The organism is Streptomyces sp. NPDC040432 (assembly GCF_055595445.1).
The window spans coordinates 215257-234484 of the sequence record NZ_JBVIVP010000009.1; the positions used below are offsets into that span (position 1 = coordinate 215257).

21 protein-coding genes are annotated in these 19228 nt (G+C 70.4%); 7 read left to right on the plus strand and 14 right to left on the minus strand.

What is annotated here, in order from left to right; translation table 11 throughout:
- The first annotated feature begins 271 nt into the window (after positions 1-271).
- Positions 272-436, plus strand: coding sequence for a hypothetical protein (locus ACZ58N_RS20975; RefSeq protein ID WP_471161922.1), 165 nt, complete (start codon positions 272-274; stop codon positions 434-436).
- An 864-nt stretch (positions 437-1300) separates the two neighbouring features.
- Here ACZ58N_RS20975 and ACZ58N_RS20980 read toward each other — a convergent pair.
- The 3 genes from ACZ58N_RS20980 to ACZ58N_RS20990 all read right to left on the minus strand — a co-directional run bounded on the left by ACZ58N_RS20980 (position 1301) and on the right by ACZ58N_RS20990 (position 3204).
- Positions 1301-1477: a hypothetical protein gene (locus tag ACZ58N_RS20980; RefSeq protein WP_471161925.1), complete on the minus strand. Its 177-nt coding sequence runs from the start codon at positions 1475-1477 to the stop codon at positions 1301-1303.
- Positions 1478-1860: 383 nt separating this feature from the next.
- Positions 1861-2322 (minus strand): hypothetical protein, encoded by a 462-nt coding sequence (locus tag ACZ58N_RS20985; RefSeq protein WP_471161928.1) that lies wholly within the window; start codon positions 2320-2322, stop codon positions 1861-1863.
- A 198-nt stretch (positions 2323-2520) separates the two neighbouring features.
- Positions 2521-3204, minus strand: a complete 684-nt coding sequence (locus tag ACZ58N_RS20990; RefSeq protein ID WP_471161931.1) for a PepSY domain-containing protein — start codon at positions 3202-3204, stop codon at positions 2521-2523.
- A 421-nt stretch (positions 3205-3625) separates the two neighbouring features.
- Here ACZ58N_RS20990 and ACZ58N_RS20995 point away from each other — a divergent pair, with 421 nt between their 5' ends.
- Genes ACZ58N_RS20995 through ACZ58N_RS21010 form a run of 4 tightly spaced genes read left to right on the plus strand, consistent with a single transcriptional unit; the run spans position 3626 to position 7431 of the window.
- Positions 3626-4261, plus strand: coding sequence for a hypothetical protein (locus tag ACZ58N_RS20995; RefSeq protein WP_471161934.1), 636 nt, complete (start codon positions 3626-3628; stop codon positions 4259-4261).
- 11 nt (positions 4262-4272) lie between these two features.
- A complete protein-coding gene (locus ACZ58N_RS21000; RefSeq protein WP_471161937.1) occupies positions 4273-4842 on the plus strand; it encodes a hypothetical protein in 570 nt (189 codons plus the stop codon).
- Entirely contained in the window at positions 4842-6038 is a 1197-nt protein-coding gene (locus tag ACZ58N_RS21005; protein ID WP_471161940.1) for an MAB_1171c family putative transporter, read from the plus strand. The genes ACZ58N_RS21000 and ACZ58N_RS21005 overlap by 1 nt, the downstream gene beginning before the upstream one ends.
- Entirely contained in the window at positions 6031-7431 is a 1401-nt protein-coding gene (locus ACZ58N_RS21010) for an FAD-dependent oxidoreductase (RefSeq protein ID WP_471161943.1), read from the plus strand. Before ACZ58N_RS21005 ends, ACZ58N_RS21010 begins: the two co-directional genes overlap by 8 nt.
- A gap of 51 nt (positions 7432-7482) precedes the next feature.
- Here the strand turns inward: ACZ58N_RS21010 and ACZ58N_RS21015 are convergent, their stop codons facing one another.
- Positions 7483-8169 (minus strand): adenylate kinase, encoded by a 687-nt coding sequence (locus ACZ58N_RS21015; protein WP_471161945.1) that lies wholly within the window; start codon positions 8167-8169, stop codon positions 7483-7485.
- A gap of 253 nt (positions 8170-8422) precedes the next feature.
- Here ACZ58N_RS21015 and ACZ58N_RS21020 point away from each other — a divergent pair, with 253 nt between their 5' ends.
- Positions 8423-9643 carry a DUF418 domain-containing protein gene (locus ACZ58N_RS21020; RefSeq protein WP_471161948.1) on the plus strand — a complete coding sequence of 407 codons (1221 nt, stop codon included), beginning with the start codon at positions 8423-8425 and terminating at the stop codon, positions 9641-9643.
- Positions 9644-9728: 85 nt separating this feature from the next.
- Here the strand turns inward: ACZ58N_RS21020 and ACZ58N_RS21025 are convergent, their stop codons facing one another.
- From ACZ58N_RS21025 to ACZ58N_RS21070, 10 genes are all read right to left on the minus strand, one after another.
- Complete coding sequence (locus tag ACZ58N_RS21025; protein ID WP_471161950.1) at positions 9729-10724, minus strand: aldo/keto reductase; 996 nt, start codon at positions 10722-10724, stop codon at positions 9729-9731.
- Positions 10725-10773: 49 nt separating this feature from the next.
- Entirely contained in the window at positions 10774-12039 is a 1266-nt protein-coding gene (locus tag ACZ58N_RS21030) for an MFS transporter (RefSeq protein WP_471161953.1), read from the minus strand.
- 2 nt (positions 12040-12041) lie between these two features.
- Positions 12042-12287, minus strand: coding sequence for a hypothetical protein (locus ACZ58N_RS21035; protein WP_471161955.1), 246 nt, complete (start codon positions 12285-12287; stop codon positions 12042-12044).
- Positions 12284-13366, minus strand: a complete 1083-nt coding sequence (locus tag ACZ58N_RS21040; protein ID WP_471161957.1) for a 3-oxoacyl-ACP synthase III family protein — start codon at positions 13364-13366, stop codon at positions 12284-12286. The genes ACZ58N_RS21035 and ACZ58N_RS21040 overlap by 4 nt, the downstream gene beginning before the upstream one ends.
- Entirely contained in the window at positions 13363-14064 is a 702-nt protein-coding gene (locus ACZ58N_RS21045; protein WP_471161960.1) for an HAD-IB family hydrolase, read from the minus strand. The genes ACZ58N_RS21040 and ACZ58N_RS21045 overlap by 4 nt, the downstream gene beginning before the upstream one ends.
- Before the next feature lie 238 nt (positions 14065-14302).
- A complete protein-coding gene (locus ACZ58N_RS21050) occupies positions 14303-15160 on the minus strand; it encodes a carboxymuconolactone decarboxylase family protein (protein ID WP_471161963.1) in 858 nt (285 codons plus the stop codon).
- A 74-nt stretch (positions 15161-15234) separates the two neighbouring features.
- Positions 15235-15462, minus strand: a complete 228-nt coding sequence (locus ACZ58N_RS21055) for a tautomerase family protein (protein WP_471161965.1) — start codon at positions 15460-15462, stop codon at positions 15235-15237.
- A 14-nt stretch (positions 15463-15476) separates the two neighbouring features.
- The gene (locus tag ACZ58N_RS21060) at positions 15477-16328 is read right to left on the minus strand and encodes a hypothetical protein (protein WP_471161967.1); all 852 of its coding nucleotides are present in this window, start codon (positions 16326-16328) and stop codon (positions 15477-15479) included.
- Positions 16329-16473: 145 nt separating this feature from the next.
- Positions 16474-17091, minus strand: a complete 618-nt coding sequence (locus ACZ58N_RS21065; RefSeq protein ID WP_471161970.1) for a hypothetical protein — start codon at positions 17089-17091, stop codon at positions 16474-16476.
- 140 nt (positions 17092-17231) lie between these two features.
- Positions 17232-18032 carry an AfsA-related hotdog domain-containing protein gene (locus tag ACZ58N_RS21070; protein ID WP_471161972.1) on the minus strand — a complete coding sequence of 267 codons (801 nt, stop codon included), beginning with the start codon at positions 18030-18032 and terminating at the stop codon, positions 17232-17234.
- Between the two features lie 255 nt (positions 18033-18287).
- Here ACZ58N_RS21070 and ACZ58N_RS21075 point away from each other — a divergent pair, with 255 nt between their 5' ends.
- On the plus strand, positions 18288-19016 hold the full coding sequence (locus tag ACZ58N_RS21075) for a TetR/AcrR family transcriptional regulator (protein WP_471161975.1): 729 nt from the start codon (positions 18288-18290) through the stop codon (positions 19014-19016).
- Positions 19017-19228 lie beyond the last annotated feature (212 nt).

Here is a 19228-nt window from a genome sequence, read left to right on the forward strand (position 1 = left end):
GGTCTGGGACGGGACTGGGGGTGGTGCCGGAGGTGCCTTCACCATTTTATGGCGGACCGGTCGGCGCGCATCAGGCACGCAGGGTCGCCGCCGGATGCGGGGCGTATCCGGAACCCCGCGGATCGGGTCCGGCGGGGCGTTCGCCCCCCGTGTCCGCCGATTGGACGACCTGCGGGCGGTGCGACCGTTCCTAGCCTGGTGACGAGAGCGGACGGCCGTGCCGGAACCCCGGCACCGTGCCCCGTATCGCCGTCAACCGGAATGAGGAGCCATGACCCGGAACACCCGCACCATCGAACTCTCCCACCTCGCCTTCCGTCCCGTCCCCATGACCGCCACGCAGCGGCCCGTGCAGCTGTGCCAGCCCTGTTCGCGGGTGTCCTTCGTCCGTCGCGCCCCGGGCGCGACGGACGCGAAGGGTGACGGCCGGTCCTGACGAACCCGCCCCGGCCGGTCCTGACCGGCCGCCCCGCCCGGGGCTCCTGGGCGGCGGATGCGGAGGCGACGTAGGAACGAAAACGCCACCGCAGGCAGAGCAACCGCCACTCCCCCGACGGCCGGCCCGACCGACCGCCGGGGCTTTCCTCGCAGGTCCGAGGCCTGTCCGAGTAGCCGGTACTCATGCGGCGGGCCGGCTCCCCGGCGAAGCCGACCTCCGGATCCGGCCATGCCTGCCGCCCCGCACCGCATCCCTGCGGGCGGGGCGGTCGGCCGGTCGGGATGCAGGTGAGGTCTCACCGGGGAGTCCCCGAAGCGGGCCCGGGCACGTGGTGACGCCGGGGCCCGGGCACAGGGCCACCGCGGCTGCTGCGGCCGTCCCAAGCGATGTTCCTGTGCGGTGGCGACGGCGAGCGCGTTGCACCCGGCCGGACATACACCCTGGGAGCGCCACCTTTCGGTCGAGGGCGTGACGGTGACTCCGTCCGTCGCGGTCCTGCACTGCTGTGGCGGGCCAGGCGTGCATCGATGCGACGGTGCCCGCGAACGGGGCCGCGGGCACGCTGCGGTACCGGTGGCGGCGCAGCGACGGCACCTCGTCGGGACCGCGCCTGCGCCTGCGCCAACTGAGCGGAGCGACGCCCCGGGGCTCCCGCTCTCGGGCGGTGCCGTGCGGCGGCCCCAGACTGCGCCGAGTGCTCGACGGCGGGTGGTCACGGCCCCGGCCCGCCGCCGGGCGGGGCGGCGGGCCGGGCACGGCGTGGCTCCCGCCCGGGGGCGGGAGCCAGGTTCAGGGGTTGGTTCCGGTGTGGTGCGGGGGCCTGTGCGGCTGCGGGGTGCCGTGTTCGGGTCGCCGGCCGGATCAGGCGGCGTCGAAGGGGGGCGCCGGCGGCGCGATGAAGGTCTCCTTGGCCACGACGCAGTAGGTGCAGGAGCATCCACGCTTGTCGACGGGCAGGACCGGCAGCACCTTGGGCATCATGCCGATGGCGGCGGCGTGGATCTCGATGCTGGACCTGCGGGTGGACGTGTCGCTCATGGCTATTCCTCCGGGAAGCGGGACAGGCGGTACCACCAGCACACACCGGCCCGGTCCTGCTCCGCGTCGTTCGATCGGACCCCGCACCGGACGGCTCTCCGACGGCGGGCACCGTACACGGGCCCGCCCGTCGTTCCTGCCCTCGCCCCTCAGGTCGTTCGTCCGGCCCGCCCTTCCCTGGGCGCGGCTGCTGCACCGCATCCGCGGTCCCCGCCGCGCCCGGCAGGCGGAACTGCTCGCGGCCCGCGAACGGGAGCACCTTCAGGGGGTGCCCCCCTCGCCAACGGCGTTCCGTCACGGAGCACCCACGGGCTGACTCCGGCATCGTGCGCGGTCCGAGGCCACGGTCCGGGGCCACGGGCGCTGTCCGCTCGACGTGTCTGTCACGCCGGTACGACCTCGACGGGCAGCCCGGAGGTGCGTGCCGCGGCCACCATGTCGCCCGTCCCGCCGGGGCCGCCCGGCAGGCCGTTCCACACCGCCACCAACAGGTCGGCGCGGCCCAGGAGTACGCGGTTGGCGGCGCTGTAGGCCCGTACGGAGGCCTGACGGAACGGCATGACCGTCACTCGGGCCGCGGCGCCGCGCAGGCGGTCGAAGTCGGCGGCGTGGTGCGGGGCGACCATGCGCTCGCGGTAGTCGTGCGACGGGAGGACGACCTCCAGCCGGCCCCCGGCCTCCAGGACGAGGTCGGCGAACAGGGCGTCGGCTCCCTCGGCCAGGCAGGAGAGGCCGGTCAGCCCGTCGGCGGACGAGCGTGCGAGGACGGCGCGGATGGCAGCCGCGATGGCGGCGGACCTCCCCGGATCGATGCGCATGTGCCCGGTGACGGCGACCGTCGCCACGTCCCACCCCCTCCCCGAGGAGCCCGTACCCGGCCCGGCCCGCTCGTGTCGGCCGAACGATAACCGGTGCCACCGACACGACGGGACACGACGAGCACGGCCCGCCCCTCCCGCGAATCCCGCGCGAGATGTTCTCCGGCACGTGCGCGCACCGGTCGGTGCGCGCCCCGGAACCCTCGGGGGGATCGGCGGGAGGTGTCAGTCGCGGTCGACGTGCTCGCGTACGACGGTGCCCTTGGCGGCGTCGATGTCGTAGGTGGTCTTGTTCCAGTCCGGGGTGACGATGTCGACGGACCAGAGGTCGTCGTCGAGTTCCACGGCCGTCACGGTGCCGGGCTTGCGGTCCGTGGCGCTCTTCACGGCCTGTTGGACGGTGGTGGTGGCCGCGGCGAGCTGATCGGCGACCTCGCGCCTGTCGTCCGCGTCCTGGCCGGGCTCGACCCGGGAGCGGGTCACCTTGCCGGTGATGGCGTCCACCTGGACGTCGTGAATCGTTCCGTCCTCGGCGGCGACCGTGACGTCCCACACGGGCATGCCCGCCGGCGGGGCGGAGCCGGCCGGGCTCGGACTGCCCGAGGCCGTACCGGCGGGAGTCCCCCGCGAGGCCTCCAGTTCGATCTCGACGAGCCTGCCCTTCGGAACCCCGGCGACGGCCGTCTCCATGGCCTTGTCCCACGCCACCTTCGCAGGAGGGATCAGAGCCATCCGCTCACGCTGGTCCTCGGTGAGTCCGCCCCCGACCGACGCACTGGCCTGCGGGGAGGAGGGCGCGGCGGGAGCCGCGGTCACGGGCTGCTTGGCGGCACCGCAGGAACCCACGAGCAGGCAGGAGGAAACGGCGATGCCCACGGCGAGGGCGCGAAGACCTGGAAGGTTCGTCATGCCCTCCACGCTCCCCCCTCCGGCCCCACCGGGCCACGGACCGCGCCGCGCCCCACCCGATCGGCAGCCGAACAGACCATCGACACCCGTGCCCTTCCTCCCCGACACCGCCCCCGCTGCTCGGAGTCCGCGTCCGGTGTGTGGGACCGCCGAGGCTTCGGAGCCGAACCCTTGTCGCGTCATCGTGGGTCGGCGGACTCCGGCGTGCTCCCGGTCGACACCGAGCCCACCGGCTGCGTGCCGGGACCTCGCGTCAGACGACCTTCGCCACCCAACCGCCAAGGATCGTCGGCGTTCCGGCCACGATCGTTGGTGATCCGGCCACGATCGTTGGCGGAGCCTGGTCGAGGGCCGAATCGGCCGCGTAGGGTCGCAGCACATCTCGGCAACCTGATTGTCCCTCAACTCCGGGAGCACATCGGTGAGTACGCCCCGCCCTCCCCTCGGCGAGACCTTGGCACGCCTTGACGCGCTGATCACCGGGAGAGGCCTCGTCCGCGCCGAGGTCGTCGACATCTCCATGCTGTCGAGCCGCACCCTGTTGACGGAGGCGGAGGTCAGGCGGCTGCTGGCGGGTGAGGAACTCCCGGAGGCGAGCATCAACGACCGCGTCAGCGCGCGCGTCAAGATCCTCTTCGACAAGCTGGTGGCCGAGACGGGAAGGCGGGCCACCGACGTCCGCAGGGAGATCGCCTCTCAGCTCGGTCTGTCCCCCGAGTGGGTGCGACAGCTGTGCCTCGGCATCAAGGTGCCGGCCATCGAGCACGGGGTTCCCCTGCAGGAATACTTCGAGAAATCCTTGGGCATCGATGAAGGCTTCCTGTGGGCGACGAACTCACAGCTGGTCAACAGAGCGCTCCGGTCGAAACTCGCGGAACTCGAACGCCAACCCCATCGGACTCCGGTCGAATCCCATCCGAGCGACCCCATGCACGAGATCATGCAGGAACTCGGATTGTCGGGGGCAGCCGCTCGCGCCAAATCCCTCTCGCATGCGAGGAGGAACACCCTCGCCATGAAGATCCGTGAGTGGATGGACGAGGACGGTGACGAATGAGCACCAGGGCGATGAAGAGCCTCCTCTCGGATCTCGCCAAGGAGACCGCCAAGATCCTGGAGTTTCCCGCCGAGCCGGAAGAGCTGATGCAGACGCTGTGCAACGCGATGTCCGAGCACATGCCTGACAGGACGAAGAAGCCCATCAGGTTAAGGATCCGCGCGTTCCCCGACAGCACCGGGGCTTCCGGGCTCACCCTGGAGGGCGACCGATTCATTCTGGTCATCGTGGAGCAGCGCACGCATCCGGAGCATCAACTCATCATCCTGGGGCATGAACTCTGGCACATCAAGAGCGGGGATTGCGGCCATCACGGAATACCGGTCGCCGCTGCCGCCCGGCGCTTCGGTGCGGATGACGACATCCCCTGGAGTGAATTGATCAGGATCGCGGCGCGCTCGGACTCCCAGCCCGATCACCATGTGAGGGCCGAGATACAGGCCGAGGAGTTCGGACTGCTCGTCGGCAGTAGATTCCGGTCGTGGCTACCCGGTCAACGTGCCCGCGACACGATTACGGAGCGAACCCGGGCGGGCCGAATAGCGTCATCGCTCACCGCCAGGAGCGGACCCATGGGCTGATGGAGTTGACCGACCTGCGCATTCCGTACATCGTGCCCGCCATCTTCTTCGTGGTGGCCCTGCTCATCAAGCTGCCCACGCTCAGGCGCGCGTTCCGCGATCCGAATGTCCGCGCGACCGGCGTGATGTTGTTCCTGGCGACACTGATATTCCTCTCCATCGCACCCACCTCCGTCCACCGGATCAATACGCTCCTCGGCGTCCCGAACATTGCCGCACCATGGACCTATTCCTTGCTCACCGCATTCGGCGGCTGCTGCCTCAGCATGCTCATCGCGTGGCAGGACGGACCGGGTCCGCAGCGCCTTCGACGCACACGCCGCGCGTGGATCATCCACGTCGGAATAATCGCCGCTCTCTGGATTACTTTCCTCCTGGCGGATGTCCCCAGTGAGCGCATGACGGACCTCGACACCTACTACGCCACCACGCCGTGGATGCGGGAGCACATCCTGCTCTACCTGTTGGCCCACATGGCTTCGGCCATGGCTGCCGTCCGGCTGATCCTGCCTTGGGTCGAGGAACTCGAATCGGCTTGGCTACGAATTGGCCTGCGTCTGCTCCAGGCCGGATATGCGTGCGGTCTCGTCTTCGATGTGACGAAACTGTGTGCGATCATTTCCCGCTGGTTCGGCACCTCCGACTGGGATTTCCTGAGCCTGCGCATCGCCCCCAATTTCGCATTGCTCAATGGAATTCTGGTCGCCCTCGGTTTCATCGTGCCGCAGGCCGGCCCCTTCCTGCGGGACCGTTGGGCCGACCATGCGACGTACCGCCGTCTGAGGCCGCTGTGGCAACTGCTCCATTCCATCGATCCGTCACCGGTGCCCATCCGCGTCCGCCACCTCTCCTCCCTCCCCCTGCGTCTGATGCGGCGCCAGACGAACATTCGTGACGGCCTGTTGCTCCTGGCGCCCCACCTCGATGACCGGCGTCGCCGTGCCGCGTTCCACACCGCGCTGGAGGCCGGGTACGAGGAGCACCACGCGCGCGGAGTGGCCGGCGCGATCGACATCCTCGTGGCGGTCGAACTCTTCCGCAGCGCGAAGCGGCCCGAGGACGGTGAGGAGTCCGCCCCCATCAGCAGTGAACTGATCAGCGTGGAACCGATTTCGCACGCTCTCCGATCGCCGTCGCGAGTCGAGGCCATTCGCCGGCTCGCAGAAAACAGAAAGAGCAGCCACACCGATGGATGAAGGTTCTACCCCGCCGGGTCGTACAGCGATAGTGATCGGTGGAGGGATGACGGGCATGCTCACCGCGGCGGTCCTGGCCGACTTCGCCGACGTCACCATCATCGAACGCGACGCGCTGCCCGAAGGCCCCCGGCCTCGCAAAGGACTGCCTCAAGCACGCCATGCCCACCTGCTGTGGTCCGGCGGGGTCAAGGCGTTCGAGGAGCTCCTGCCCGGCATCGTCGGCCGGCTCGAAAGTCGGGGCGCCCGACGCATCCCCATCATGGCGGGCCTCGTCTCGAAGGCCCCGTCCGGCCAGTGGTTCCGTCGCTTCAACGCCTGCCACCACACCAACCTCGTCTGCAGTCGTGATCTGCTCGACGCGACCATTCGTACCGAAGTCCTACGACGTCCGCGCATCACGTTGCGGCAGGAGACCGAACTCCTGGCGCTGGAGGGTGACGCGCGCAGAGTGACCGGGGTCCGCATCCGGTCCGCCGCCGCCACTGAGGAGTCGCTGTACGCCGACCTCGTGATCGACGCGAGCGGACGGGGCAGCCAGGCGCCCGCATGGCTGACGAACCTGGGCGTGCCCGCGGTGCAGGAGCGCGTCGTCGATGCCGGCGTCGGCTACGCGAGCCGGATCTATCATGCCCCCGGCAGCACGGCCGACGGTTTCCCGCTCGTCAACGTGCAGGCGAACCCCGGCGACGCGCCCGGCCGAGGCGGCATCATCATCCCCATCGAGGACCGACGTTGGATGGTGACCCTCTCCGGCACCCGAGGCGGACAACCCTCGAACCGGAACGCCGAGTTCCTGGATTTCGCGAAGTCGTTGAGCGACCCCGTCATCGGCGAGCTGCTCGCACACGCGGAACCGGCCGCCGATGTGGTCACCACCCGGAGTACCGCCAACAAGCGGCGCTTCTACGAGAAGGCCGCGCACTGGCCGTCCGGATTCGCCGTCCTCGGCGATGCCGTTGCCGGGTACAACCCCGTCTACGGGCACGGTCTGACCGTCTCCGCCCAGTGCGCCGTCGCGCTCAGGGACGTACTCCGCAGGCACGGTCTCGGTAGCCCCGGCACGGCCCGCCGCGTCCAGCGAGCCGTCGCACGTCCGGTCGGCATCGCCTGGTCCCTGGCCGTGGGTCAGGACATCTTCTACCCGGGAGCCGCCGGGAAGCCGCCGACGAACCTGGAGAAGTTCCTCGCGTCCTTCATCGACCGTGCCGTCGATGCCGGCGCACGCAACCCGCATGCCCTGAGGGCTCTGCTGGACGTGATGAGCATGGAGCAACCGCCCTCCCGACTGTTCAGGCCCGACATGCTGCGTCACATGTTCACGGGCCGGAAACTCGCCCACCTGGACTCCGCTCCGCTCTCCGAGAGCGAGCGGAAGTCCGTCACCTGCTGAGGCCGGCCGCCGGCCGTCAGCCGTCGGAGCCGTGCGAGGCACCACGCAGGATCACTTCGACGGCAGACCGCGGCCCTGGCCTTGGCTCTGGCCCCGGGCGATCGCGGCGAGTGCTCGGTCGAGGACCTCCTCGACCGAGCCGAGGGCCGAGATGCTCGTCACCAGCCCTTGGCCACGGTAGTGATCGACGACGGGAGCCGTGTCGAGGCGGTGGACCTCCAGTCGCCTGCGCACCGTCGCCTCGCTGTCGTCATCGCGCTGGTACAGCTCACCGCCGCACACGTCGCAGATCCCCGCCGCTCGGGGCGGGTTGTGGTCGAGGTGGAAGATGTGTGCCCGGTCCTGTCGGCACAGCCGTCGTCCGGCGATCCTCCTGACCACGTGACTGTCGGGGATCTCAAGGTCGAGCACCGAGTCCAGCCTCGACGTCGCCACGGCCGGCAGGGCGTCCAGCGCCCGCGCCTGAGCGAGGTTGCGGGGGAAACCGTCCAGCAGGAATCCGCCCCCGGTGTCCGGGCGGGCAAGGCGCTCCTCGATCACCCCGATGGTGACCTCGTCCGGAACCAGAAGTCCGGCGCTCATGGCCACCTGAGCGGTGTGCCCGAGCTGATCGCCCTGGTCCATGTGCTCGCGGAAGAGGTCACCGGTCGAGATGTGCGGGATCGACAGATGCGCCGCGAGGCGTACCGCTTGCGTGCCCTTGCCCGCTCCGGGCGGCCCGATCAGGATGATGCGCATCGAGGAGGTGTCCCTTCGTCATGCGTGACCGCGGTCGATTCCAGGACCGGGGCCGCTCCCCATGAGGTTGCCACTGCCGCTACAGCCTGACACGGTCGGCGGTGCGGTGACCCGTCGTCACGCCCCGTGCCTCATCGAGTCGGCGCGATGCGTACATATCGGCCGGGACGGCTCAGACTGGCTCTCGCGGGGCCTCCGGCTCCGACCACACCCGAGGCCGACACCGGCCCACCACCACCACTTGGGGGAAGCGATGCCCGTAGCGGCTGCGCACGCACGAGGAGACCGGCCGCCTCGCATACCGGAGGTCGATGCCCTGCGCGGCTTCGCCCTCCTGGGCATCCTGCTGGTCAACGCGCTGGTGATGGCCGGTCCGTACGGTCCGGGTTCGGCCGGCGTACCGGCCGCGTCCACGCTCGACCGGACGGTCGAGGGATTCGTCCAGGCCTTCGTGGTCGGCAAGTTCTATCTGATGTTCTCGTTCCTCTTCGGCTACAGCTTCACCCTCCAGCTGGCCTCCGCGGACCGCGACGGCGCGAGCCCCGTTCCTCGGCTGCTGCGCCGCTCGCTCGGCCTGCTCGTCCTGGGCTTCCTGCACGCCGTACTGCTGTACAGCGGCGACATCCTGATGACCTACGCGCTGCTCGGCCTGATCCTGATCGCCGCACGCAACTGCTCGGCGCAGGGGGTGCTGCGCGCCGCCCGTGTGGTGTACGGCTGTGTGGGCGTCGCCCTGCTGCTCCTGGGGTTGGCGTCCGTCCTCATGTCGGCTACCGACAGTGCCCAGGTGGACGCCGAACTCGCGGCGGACCAGGCCGGTTTGGTGGCCGCCTACCGGGACGACGCCGTGTCCGTCGTCCGGGCCAACATCGGGCAGTTGCCCGACGCGTTCCTCGGCATGATCGTGATGGGCGGGTTCGTACTGGCGGCCTTCCTGGTCGGCGTGCACTGCGGGAAGCGGCGCCTGCTCGCCGACATGGGCGACCGGACGGACCGGATGCGCCGCATCTGTGTGCTCGGTGTCGTCGTCGGTCTGCCCGGCGGCCTGTTCTCGGCCGTGGCCGTCGGCGGTGTGCTCGGCCCCCGATGGTCCGCCCTCGGCGAGGTGGTGGGAACGGTCACGGCTCCGGCTCTCACCGCCGCGTACGTCTGCGGGATGCTCCTCTTCATGAGGACCGCCCGCGGTGCGCGCGTCGCGGGCCTCCTCGCCCCTGCCGGCCGCATGGCCCTGACGAACTACCTGAGCCAGTCCCTGGTGATGGCCCTCGTCTTCACCGCCTACGGTCTCGCCCTGTACGACCGCCTCGGCTCGGCCGCCGTCGTGCTCGTCGCTCTCGTGCTGTACGCGGCCCAGCTCGCCCTCAGCGCGCGGTTGATGGCCCGGTACCGGTACGGGCCCGTCGAATGGCTGCTCCGAGCGGTCACCCTGGCCGGTCTCCCCCACCGCCCGCGGTCGTCGGCGGCGGCGCGATGACGCGCGTTCCGTCGTCGTCCCCCACAGCCCCGCCCCCGCCTGACGGGCGGAGGACGGGGCTGTGGGGGGACGAACGGTCGCGGAATCAGGTGTTGAGGAGGCTCAGGGCTGCGGGTGCGTAGCGTTCTCCGGACACCTCGCTCGCCGGGAGGGCCTGCTCCAGGTCGTGCAGTTGGGCCGCGGTGAGGTGCAGGTCCGCCGCGCCCGCGTTCTCCTCCAGGTAGCCGATGCGCCGGGTGCCGGGGATCGGGACGACCTGCGGTCCTCGGGAGAGCAGCCAGGCGAGGGCCAGCTGGACCGGGGTGCAGCCGATGTCCGCGGCCAGGGCTCGGACGCGTTCCACGAGGGCGAGGTTGCGGGTGAGGTTCTCTCCCTGGAAGCGGGGATCGTTGCGGCGGTAGTCGTCCGGCTCCAGTTGGCCGAGGGAGGTGAGGGCCCCGGTGAGGAAGCCCCGGCCGACCGGCGAGTAGGGCACGAGTCCGATGCCGAGTTCGGCGGCGGTGGGGGCGATGTCGTTCTCCACGTCCCGTTCCCACAGGGAGTATTCGGTTTGCAGGGCCGTGATGGGATGGGTGGCGTGGGCACGGCGCAGGGTGTCGGAGTTGACCTCCGACAGGCCCAGGTGCCGGACCTTTCCGGCCGTGACGAGTTCCGCCATGGCACCGACGGTCTCCTCGATCGGCGTGTCGGGATCACGGCGGTGCAGGTAGTAGAGGTCGATGCTCTCCACGCCCAGCCGGGCCAGGGACGCGTCGCACGCCTGCCGGGCGTGGGCGGGGGTCGAGTCGATCACGGCGCCGCCGGCGGTGCCGCCGGGCCCGACGCTGCGGATGCCGAACTTGGTGGCCACGACCGCCTCGTCGCGGCGCCCCTTGAGGGCGCGGCCGAGGAGTTCTTCGTTGCGGCCGGCGGCGTAGGCGTCGGCGGTGTCGAAGAACGTCACCCCGATGTCCAGGGCCCGCCGGATGGTGGCGATGGATTCCGTTTCGTCGCCGGTCCCGTAGTAGGCGGACATGCCCATGCAGCCGAGGCCGATCGCCGAGACCCGGAGTCCCGGGGTGCCGAGGGTGCGCTGGTCCATGTGGTGCTCCTCCTGTGGTGCGGTGCGGATGGGTGCGCCTGCTGCGCGGTCAGGGCTTCGTCGCGGTGGGGGACGGAGCAAGGTCGCGGGTGCGCGTGCCGCGGGCGGAGAGCAGCAGCGTCAGCAGGGCGCAGACGGTCAGCGCGGCGGCGACGGCGGTCACTGCGCGCGGTCCGGCGGCGGAGTCGACGAGCAGTCCGCCCACGAGGGAGCCCACGGCGATGGCGCCGTTGAAGGCGGCCACGTAGAGGGAGGAGGCGGCGTCGGACTCCTCCTTCGCCAGTTGCAGCACCCAGGTCTGCAGGCCGACGGGCAGCGCCGCGAAGGCGAGGCCCCACACGATGAGCAGGGTGATCGCGGCGGGCTGGGAGTCACCGAAGGCCCACAGCAGGCCGAGCGAGACGGCCATCAGGACGAGGGCGCCCGTCAGGGTGCCGTGCACCGAGCGGCCGACGACGGCGCCCGCGACGAAGTTCCCCGCGAAGCCGGCGGCTCCGAAGACCAGGAGCAGTACGCCGACCATGCCTTCGCTGATTCCCGTGATCTGCTCCAGGTAGGGGGCGATGTATGTGAAGGCGAGGAAGTGGCCGATCATCACCAGCGCGGTGACGGCGACGGCGACGCGCAGCCGGCCGTTGCGCAGGACGCGCGGGAGGGCGGCGAGGCTTCCGGTGCCTTGCGCGGGGAGGTTCGGCAGCAGGAGCAGCACCGCGACGAGGACGACGAAACCGATCGCGGCGACGGCGGCGAACGCGGTGTGCCAGCCGGACCGCTGACCGATCATGGTGCCCAGGGGGACGCCGAGGACCGAGGCCAGCGAGATCCCGCCGAGGACGAGGGCGGTGGCCCGTACGGCATGCCGCTCCGGGACCAGGCGTACGGCGATGGCCGCGGCGATCGACCAGAAGACGCCGTGTGCGAGGGCCACCAGGACGCGGGCGGAGAGCAGGGCGCCGTACGAGGAGGCGACGGTGGCCAGCAGGTTGCCGGCGACGTACATCACGAGCAGCCCGGCCAGCAGCCACTTGCGGTCGATGCGCCCGCACAGGGTGGTCAGCGGTGCCGCGGTGATCGCGGCGACGGCGGCGAAGCCGGTGACGAGGAACCCTGCCGTTCCGACGGAGACGTCCACGCCCGCGCCGATCGACGGCAGCAGTCCGATGGGCAGCGTCTCGGTGGTGACGAAGGAGAACGTGCCGAGGGAGAGGGCGATCACGGCCAGCCAGGCACGCACCGGTGAAGTGCCGGGGCCGGGCGCGGTCCCGGTCGCGGGGCGTTGCCTGTCCTGGGTGAGGGTGGAGGAGCTTTGTGTCATGGCTACCGGTCTCCGTGGTCGGGGGTGGGGACGGACGGGCCGCCCGTGGGGGTGGGGGTGTCGGTCGGGGCTCCGGGGCTCCAGCCGTGGGTGCAGGGGCCGGCGTCGAGGGCGTCGCGTCCCATCGACCAGTGGGCGATGGCGCATCCGGGTACCGCGCACAGCACGTCGGAGACGGATACGGGGACGGGTACGGGGACGGGGACGGAGCGGAATGCGGAGGCCGGGGCGGTGTCGAGTCGGTTCATCGGGCCACGCTCCCGACGAGTTGTGCGGCGTGCGACGACCCGGCCGGGTGTCGGGGCGGTGCGGCGTCCCAGCGGACCAGGGCCGTGCCGACTCCCATTCCGCCGCCGAAGCCCGCCAGCAGCAGCAGATCGCCGTCCCGTAGCGCGCCGGAGCGGTTGGCGTGGTCGAGCGCGAGCGGTATGGAGGCAGCACCGGTGTTGCCGTGCAGGTCGACCGGTAGGTGGGCGTGGGCGTTGGGCAGCCCGAGTCGGGGGATGACCTCGCCGACCATCACGCCGTTGGCCTGATGGGGTACGAAGTGCTTGACCTCGGCCGGATCGACGCCGTGGGCGTCCAGCACGCCCTGGACGGCTGCGGGCAGGCGCTCGTTGACGAAGTCGCGGACCTCTCTCCCCCGCATCCTGAAGAAGTGCTGCCCGTCGGCCAGGGTGCCGGCGGAGGCGGGGTGGCGGCTGCCGCCGGCCTGGACCCCGATCAGGTCGTGGAGGCTGCCGTCGGTGCTGGTGCCGGTGCCGACGATGCCGAACCCGGGGCGGGTCGGGCCGAGCACGACGGCTCCCGCGCCGTCCCCGAACAGGACCGCGGTCTTGCGGTCGCTGTGGTCCAGGATCCGCGAGTAGACGTCCGCGCCGACGACCAGCGCGTACTTCGCGTCGGTGTGTTCGCCGATGCCCGCCAGGAGTTGCGCACCGGTGTGCAGGGCGAAGACGAAGCCGGCGCAGACGGCGTTGATGTCGAAGGCGGCGGCCCGGGTCGCGCCGATCCGGTTCTGCACCAGGCAGGCGGTCGCCGGCTGCGGGTGGTCGGGGGTGGACGTCGCGACGATCACCCAGGCGATGTCGCGCGCGTCGATCCCGGCGTCGTGCATCGCGGCCCGCGCGGCGGCTGCGGCCAGGTCGGAGGTCGCCTCGTGGGGCGCGGCGCGATGCCGTTCCCGTATGCCGGTCTTGCGCTCGATCCACTCGGCGGTCACTCCGGCCAGTTCCGCGACCGCGGAGTTGGGCACGATCTCGCTCGGGAGGTACGAACCGGATCCGATGATGCCGATGGCGGTCGTGGCGGGTGAGTACACGGTCATCGCTGGTGCTCCAGAGGAGTGGGGGAAGGCCGGGCATCGAGCAGGGCGCGCAGGACGGGGTCGTCGCCGACCATCACCGGGTGACCGACGCAGTCGAGCATCTCCAGGTCGGACGGGTGGTCGCCGTACGCGTAGCAGTCGCGCGGGTCGATGTGCGGACGGTCGGCGAGGAAGCGGCGCACGGCGGTCGCCTTGTGCGGGCCGATCATCGGGGTCTCGATGAGGCCCGTGTAGGTACCGGCGGTCCCCGGGCCGGCCGCGTCGGTCCCGACGAGCGGACGGCTGCACAGCAGGTGCCCGGCGCCGACGGCCCGGGCCACGGGGTTCAGGCAGGCGGGGAACGACCCCGAGACGAGGATGATTTCGGCACCCGCCTCGCGATGGGCGCGCAGTGCGTCCCGGGTTTCGTCGATGAACAGGCCGCCTGCGGCCCGGTCGGCGAACCAGCGCTCGCCCCAGGCGGCGATGGTGGCCTCGGACTCGCCGGCGTACGCGGCGTAGTAGGCGCGGTTGATCAGCTCGCGCGGTGTGCCGGCCGCTGCGGCCTGTTGGAAGCCGGCGAGGAGACGGTCGTGTTCGGCGGCGCCGGCGGCCCCGCGCCGGCCGGTCAGGTGGTAGTGCAGGAAGTCGAACATGCTCTTGCAGTGGATGAGTGTCTCGTCCACGTCGGCGAAGACGAGGTAGGGACGAGCGGTCATGGTGGGGTCCCTCCTTCGGGTCAGGGTCAGGGTTCGGGTTCGGGTTCGGGTGCGTGGGTGGTGATGGTGGTGGTGCGGACGGGGCCGGGGCCCGGTTGCACCCAGAGGTCTGAGGTCCGGATACCCGCGCCGGGGGCGGGCCGGGGCAGGGCGGGCGCCGCGTCCTGGTCGTGGCCCGGCGGTGTCCGGCGCGGCCCGGAGGTGTCCGGCGGTGCGGCCCGGTCGGGGCGCCGTCGGCCTATCGCGTCCGGAAGACGTCGCGCGCCGCGTTGAGACCGTTCACCGCCGCCGGGACTCCGGCGTATACGGCCATCTGCAGAATGGTCTCGACGACGTCCTGCCGCGTGCCGCCGGTGTCGAGGACCTCGTGCACGTGCGCCATGAGCTGCGGTCGCCGCGTGCCGACGGCCGTGCAGGCGGCAACGGACACGATCGCGCGGGTGAGCGGGGCGGGTCCGCCGCGCCGGGCGGCAGGGTCCGGGTCGCCGAAGACGTTCTCGACGAAGAAGTCGGCGAGGGCCGGGTCGACGGCGGCGACGGCGGCCAGGACCTGCGCGCCGATGCCGCCGTGGGTGTCTCGGGCGTCTTGGGCATCTCGGGCGTCATGGGTGCCTTGGGCGTTACGGGTGTCTCCGGCGTCATGGACGTCATGGGCCTTCGCCCCCGGCCCGTCCTCGGCGCGGCCGGTTGACCGGGTGCTCACGGCCTCGGCCATCAGGACGGACCTGACGACCCCCAACGCCTCCAGCGTCGCGGGGAATCCGGCATGGTCACTCACGTGCAGGACCGTCTCGACGATGTCGCGGCGACCGCAGCCGACGTTGCGCGCGCCACGGACGTGGAACGCCAGTTGCGGAGCGGCATTGCCCAGTGCGGTCAGCGCGGCGACCGTGACGAGCTGGCGGGTCGGCAGTTCCAAGCCCGGCCGGGAACAGACGTCACCGAAGGCGAACCCGACGATCAGCTCACCGAACCCGGGGACGATGTCCTGGAAGCCGTCGAGGATGCCGGGGCGGTCGGTGGCTTCGATCCGGCGCAAGGTCCGTAACCCGCGCTCCACCCGGTCGTGCTGGTCGGCGGAGGAGTGTGCGCTCATGGCGGAAGTCCTTCCTGGTACGGGACGGGTGGGGCCGGGCAGCGCGCCCGGCCCCGGGAACCGGCGGGGCGACGTCAGACGGCGGCGGTCCGGCTGAGCCGGCTGAGCCGGGCGAAGTCGGGGTCCGACCCGACCGCGCCGCCCTCGGACCAGCGGTTGCGCGGCACTTCCCGGATGTGGACCGTGATCCGGTCGCGGGGTGCTCCCGTGACCCGGTGGACGGTTTCCGTGAGCTCTTCCATCAGCTCCCGGCACTGCTCGTCGTTCTCGCTGGGCCAGGTCGTCACGGAGATGATCGGCATGGTGGTTCCTCTCGTCAGCCGGTGGTGGTGAATTCCTCGAAGCTGGGTCCTTGCAGCTTCAGCTGGGCGTGGATGTCCCCGCCCAGACCGAACTGGCCTATCGCCCCGCCGTAGTTCTGCTGGTAGCTCATCCAGAGCACGATGACGTTCACGATGCGGTTGCCGCCGGTGCCGGGCGCCGGGAAGGGGTCGGGCAGGGAGGCCCGGTAGCGGCCCTTGCCGTCCTGGTCGGTGACGAAGGCATTCGGTACGCCCAGCGGTCCGGGCCTGGTCGGCCCCGCCGGGTCCAGGTCGCGTGCCCGGAGCGACATCACCGTGTACAGACTGTTCGGGAGCATCCCGGCGAACTCGAAGCGGAACTCCGCGGACCTCGCGTCGTCGGCCAGCCGCACCTCCAACTCGCCGCGCGCCCGTCCCCAGGTGCCGAGCGTCACCGGTTCCGTCACCTTCGGCCCGTCCTGAGCCCGCATGTCCGGGACGTCGACCTGGTGAAAGGGGTAGCTCGGGCGCACCACCTCGGACGCCTTCGGGAACTGCTCCGGGGCGAAGACCATCGGGTAGTTGCTGCAGGGCAGGGGCAGCGGCAGGGTGTGCAGCACGATCTCGTTGTCGGCCGGACTGAACTGGCCGGGGTGATCCGGCAGCTCACGGACGATGCGGTACGGCTCGTTGCCGCCGAACGGCGGCAGCGGGCTCTCGGCGGACACGATGGCGCATCCCCAGCCGTTCGACACGCCGCCCGTGCCGTTGTCACGGTTGATCCGGCCGATCACGACGAAGTCGCCGTTCGCGTCCATCACTTCACTGGGCGGGTAGGTCGGCCCCTGAGTCGTGAGACTCAGCTGGTAGGTGCGCGACGGTCCCATCCGCTTCTCCTCTCCTTCGAATGATCGACTTGATGTGTCGTGCGTCGTGCGTCATGAGTCATGGGTCGTGAGTCGTGGGTCGGGGGTCGGGGGGTTCGGGTCTCGGGCCACGCTGGTGATGGGCGGGCCGTTGGGAGGGGGCGGGCTACGACACGCGGGCGTAGAGCGTGGTGTAGAGACCGCGCTCGCCTCCCGCGATGAAGCGGTCACCGGCCTGCCGGACGATCTCCTGGTAGCGCGGGGAGGTGAACACCGCCGTGTACTCGGCCGGGTCGCAGCTGAATCCGGAGACGAACATGACACCGGGCTCGGTGCTCAGCACGGAGTGGTACGCCTCGAACACCTCGACCTCGTCGGACGTGCGCACCACGTCGTAGATCGTCTCCTCGCGCCAGGCGCGGTACGGCGTGTGGACCCGCGGCGGCACCTCGATGTGCCGCATCTGTATGTAGGGGGTCTGCGGCAACGGAGTGTCGGTCGGCTTCGGCGCGTCGACGAAGCCCAGCACCTGGCGCCGGAAGTCGCCCTCGGCCATCGGGGCCATCGTGTCCCACAGTTGCGCCCAGTCGGATCGCAAATCGGCGAACTGCTCCCAGCCGGCGACCGGTGCCAGCTCCAGGAGGCCGGCTCCTTCCAGGCTCCGGAACAGGGCCCGACCCTCGAAGGCGGATGCGGCGTGGTGGGCCTTCCACGCGGCGGCGGCGGCATCGACCTGATCGGGCTTGACGGACAGTTCCACGGCGGTGATGAGTGATGCGGACATGACTGCTCCTCAGTGGAGTGGAGTGGAATGGGATGAAGTGGCGTGGGGTTCGGTACAAAAACCCCGGACAGTGCCCGCGATGCGCCGGCAGCCCACGGTTGGGCCGGGTACGGCCGGGTGGGCCTGGTGAGCCGGGTCGGTCAGACGCCGGAGAGGGCTGCGGCCGGGGTCCGGAGCGTGTGCTCGACGGCCTGGCGGGCGCGGCGGTCTTCCTTGGCCTCGATCACATCGGCGTCGAAGGCGGTGAAGGCCAGCCGGGTGAGGGACGAGCGGCGGCCGGCTTGGTGGATGCCGACCTCGGCGTGGAAGGAGAGCCGGGCCGGGTCCTGCGTACGGGACTCGATGATCCGGTACTCGATGGTGGAACACAGCGGGAAGAGGAAGTTCTCGAAGGCAGTGTTCATGTGTTCGATGACGAAGTAGTACTTGCGCTGCGGCCACTGAGCCGCGAAGAAGCGTTCTGTGACGGCCAGGAACATCTGGCGCGACGCCTCGACGGCGATCATGCCCTGCACGTGTTGGCCGGTCTGGTGGTCGAGCAACAGCTCGTTGTCGTTGTGCAGCCGCAGTCCCGCTCCGAACAGTGAGTCGCTGACCTGGTGCAGGTCGGCGATCAGCGCGTTGGCCACCTGGTGCTTGTGCACCTCGCCGGCGCCGCTGAGGGTGGCGGGCTGGAGCCTGATCTGCACGCGGTCAAGACCGCGGTGGCGCAGTTCCTCGACGATGAGCAGCACGTCGGACTCGGACACGCCCTGCGCGCTTTCCGCGAGGACCGGCTCTCCTTCCGGCGCATATGCGCCGCGGCGTAAGTCGTCGATGAACTGGGAGACGGTGAACACGTTCTCCTGTGCGGCGAAACCGATGAATCGGTCCCCGACCAGGACGATGCTCTGGATCGGCTGATTGATGACGAACTCCTCGTTAGTGGAACCGCGTGGCATTGATCGCCACGATGGATGTCCAGGGCGATGAGCGGGCGAGGGACAAGGCCGTTCACGGGGCGCTTCGCTCGTCGCGACGCCTGGCGTCACCCGGTCCCGGGTGCTCCCGGGGGCCTTGGTGGAGGCGCCGGCCGGGCTGACGTCATCGACACTAGGGGAAGGCTTGAAAGGGCGCAACCATCTAGTTGGTTGGGTCCAACCATCCAGTTGGTTGGCACCCAACCATCTAGTTGGTTTCCGTGCTAGGCTCCTTGCATGACCACCGATCCAACTCGCGACACGCCGACGCGTCTGCTGGACGCCGCCCGCAGGGAGTTCGCCACGTACGGCATCGCGGGCGCCCGGGTGGACCGCATCGCCGAACAGGCGGCGGCGAACAAGCAGCGTCTGTACTCGTACTTCGGCAGCAAGGAACAGCTCTTCTCCAGGGTCCTGGCCTGCGCCTACCAGGATCTGAGCGAGCAGGTTCCGGTACCGACGACGCGGGAGGGCCTTGAGCAGTACGTCGGCCAGGTCTTCGACTACCACCGGCACGACCCGAGCCTCGTACGCCTCCTCGCATGGGAGGGCCTGCACTACGGGGACGCGGAGATTCCCGGCGAGGAAGAACGCCAGGCGTACTACCTGAGCAAGATCGAGGCCCTTCGCGAGGCCCTGTCCCTCACCTCGCCCCAGGAGGTCGGCCACCTGCTGATGACCCTGATCGGGATCGCCTCCTGGCCGTTCGTGGTGGAACAGCAGCGCCGGCTGATGGCCGGCCTCGTCGCCGACTCGGAGGAGGGCTGGAGCCAACTGCGCGCGAGCCTCACGGCGTACGGAAGCGCGGTCATCCATGCCCGCGTGCCCGCACCCGATCCCACATCCGGAATCGAGTCGGGATTCGAGTCAAAAACCGGATCGGGAATCGGATCGGAAATCGGATCCGGCGCGATGTACGACGCGATCACCGACGCGGATCCCCAGGAACTCATAGGAAACCCATAACACTTGCTGCATCGCTTGAACGCGATGAGCGCCCGCCCCGTGCCGTCGATGGCCGGGTGAACCCGAACAACGAAGAAGTCGGCCGGGGCCTTGGAGGCGGGACGACCGACAACGTTGCCCCGGCGACGGGTGGGACGTGCCGACGTGCGCGGTCCCCGTACGGAACGTCCGTGCCCCCGCAGACCCATGGGTCTGCGGGGGCACGGACGTTC

Coding starts and splice junctions, on each gene's coding strand:
- ACZ58N_RS21070 (WP_471161972.1), bottom strand. CDS start 18,032: ATGCCACGCGGTTCCACTAACGAGGAGTTCGTCATCAATCAGCCGATC.
- ACZ58N_RS21035 (WP_471161955.1), bottom strand. CDS start 12,287: ATGAACCGACTCGACACCGCCCCGGCCTCCGCATTCCGCTCCGTCCCC.
- ACZ58N_RS21025 (WP_471161950.1), bottom strand. CDS start 10,724: ATGGACCAGCGCACCCTCGGCACCCCGGGACTCCGGGTCTCGGCGATC.
- ACZ58N_RS21010 (WP_471161943.1), top strand. CDS start 6,031: ATGGATGAAGGTTCTACCCCGCCGGGTCGTACAGCGATAGTGATCGGT.
- ACZ58N_RS21000 (WP_471161937.1), top strand. CDS start 4,273: ATGAAGAGCCTCCTCTCGGATCTCGCCAAGGAGACCGCCAAGATCCTG.
- ACZ58N_RS21020 (WP_471161948.1), top strand. CDS start 8,423: ATGCCCGTAGCGGCTGCGCACGCACGAGGAGACCGGCCGCCTCGCATA.
- ACZ58N_RS21060 (WP_471161967.1), bottom strand. CDS start 16,328: ATGGGACCGTCGCGCACCTACCAGCTGAGTCTCACGACTCAGGGGCCG.
- ACZ58N_RS20990 (WP_471161931.1), bottom strand. CDS start 3,204: ATGACGAACCTTCCAGGTCTTCGCGCCCTCGCCGTGGGCATCGCCGTT.
- ACZ58N_RS21040 (WP_471161957.1), bottom strand. CDS start 13,366: ATGACCGTGTACTCACCCGCCACGACCGCCATCGGCATCATCGGATCC.
- ACZ58N_RS21005 (WP_471161940.1), top strand. CDS start 4,842: ATGGAGTTGACCGACCTGCGCATTCCGTACATCGTGCCCGCCATCTTC.
- ACZ58N_RS21055 (WP_471161965.1), bottom strand. CDS start 15,462: ATGCCGATCATCTCCGTGACGACCTGGCCCAGCGAGAACGACGAGCAG.
- ACZ58N_RS20980 (WP_471161925.1), bottom strand. CDS start 1,477: ATGAGCGACACGTCCACCCGCAGGTCCAGCATCGAGATCCACGCCGCC.
- ACZ58N_RS21050 (WP_471161963.1), bottom strand. CDS start 15,160: ATGAGCGCACACTCCTCCGCCGACCAGCACGACCGGGTGGAGCGCGGG.
- ACZ58N_RS21045 (WP_471161960.1), bottom strand. CDS start 14,064: ATGACCGCTCGTCCCTACCTCGTCTTCGCCGACGTGGACGAGACACTC.
- ACZ58N_RS21030 (WP_471161953.1), bottom strand. CDS start 12,039: ATGACACAAAGCTCCTCCACCCTCACCCAGGACAGGCAACGCCCCGCG.
- ACZ58N_RS20975 (WP_471161922.1), top strand. CDS start 272: ATGACCCGGAACACCCGCACCATCGAACTCTCCCACCTCGCCTTCCGT.
- ACZ58N_RS21075 (WP_471161975.1), top strand. CDS start 18,288: ATGACCACCGATCCAACTCGCGACACGCCGACGCGTCTGCTGGACGCC.
- ACZ58N_RS21065 (WP_471161970.1), bottom strand. CDS start 17,091: ATGTCCGCATCACTCATCACCGCCGTGGAACTGTCCGTCAAGCCCGAT.
- ACZ58N_RS21015 (WP_471161945.1), bottom strand. CDS start 8,169: ATGCGCATCATCCTGATCGGGCCGCCCGGAGCGGGCAAGGGCACGCAA.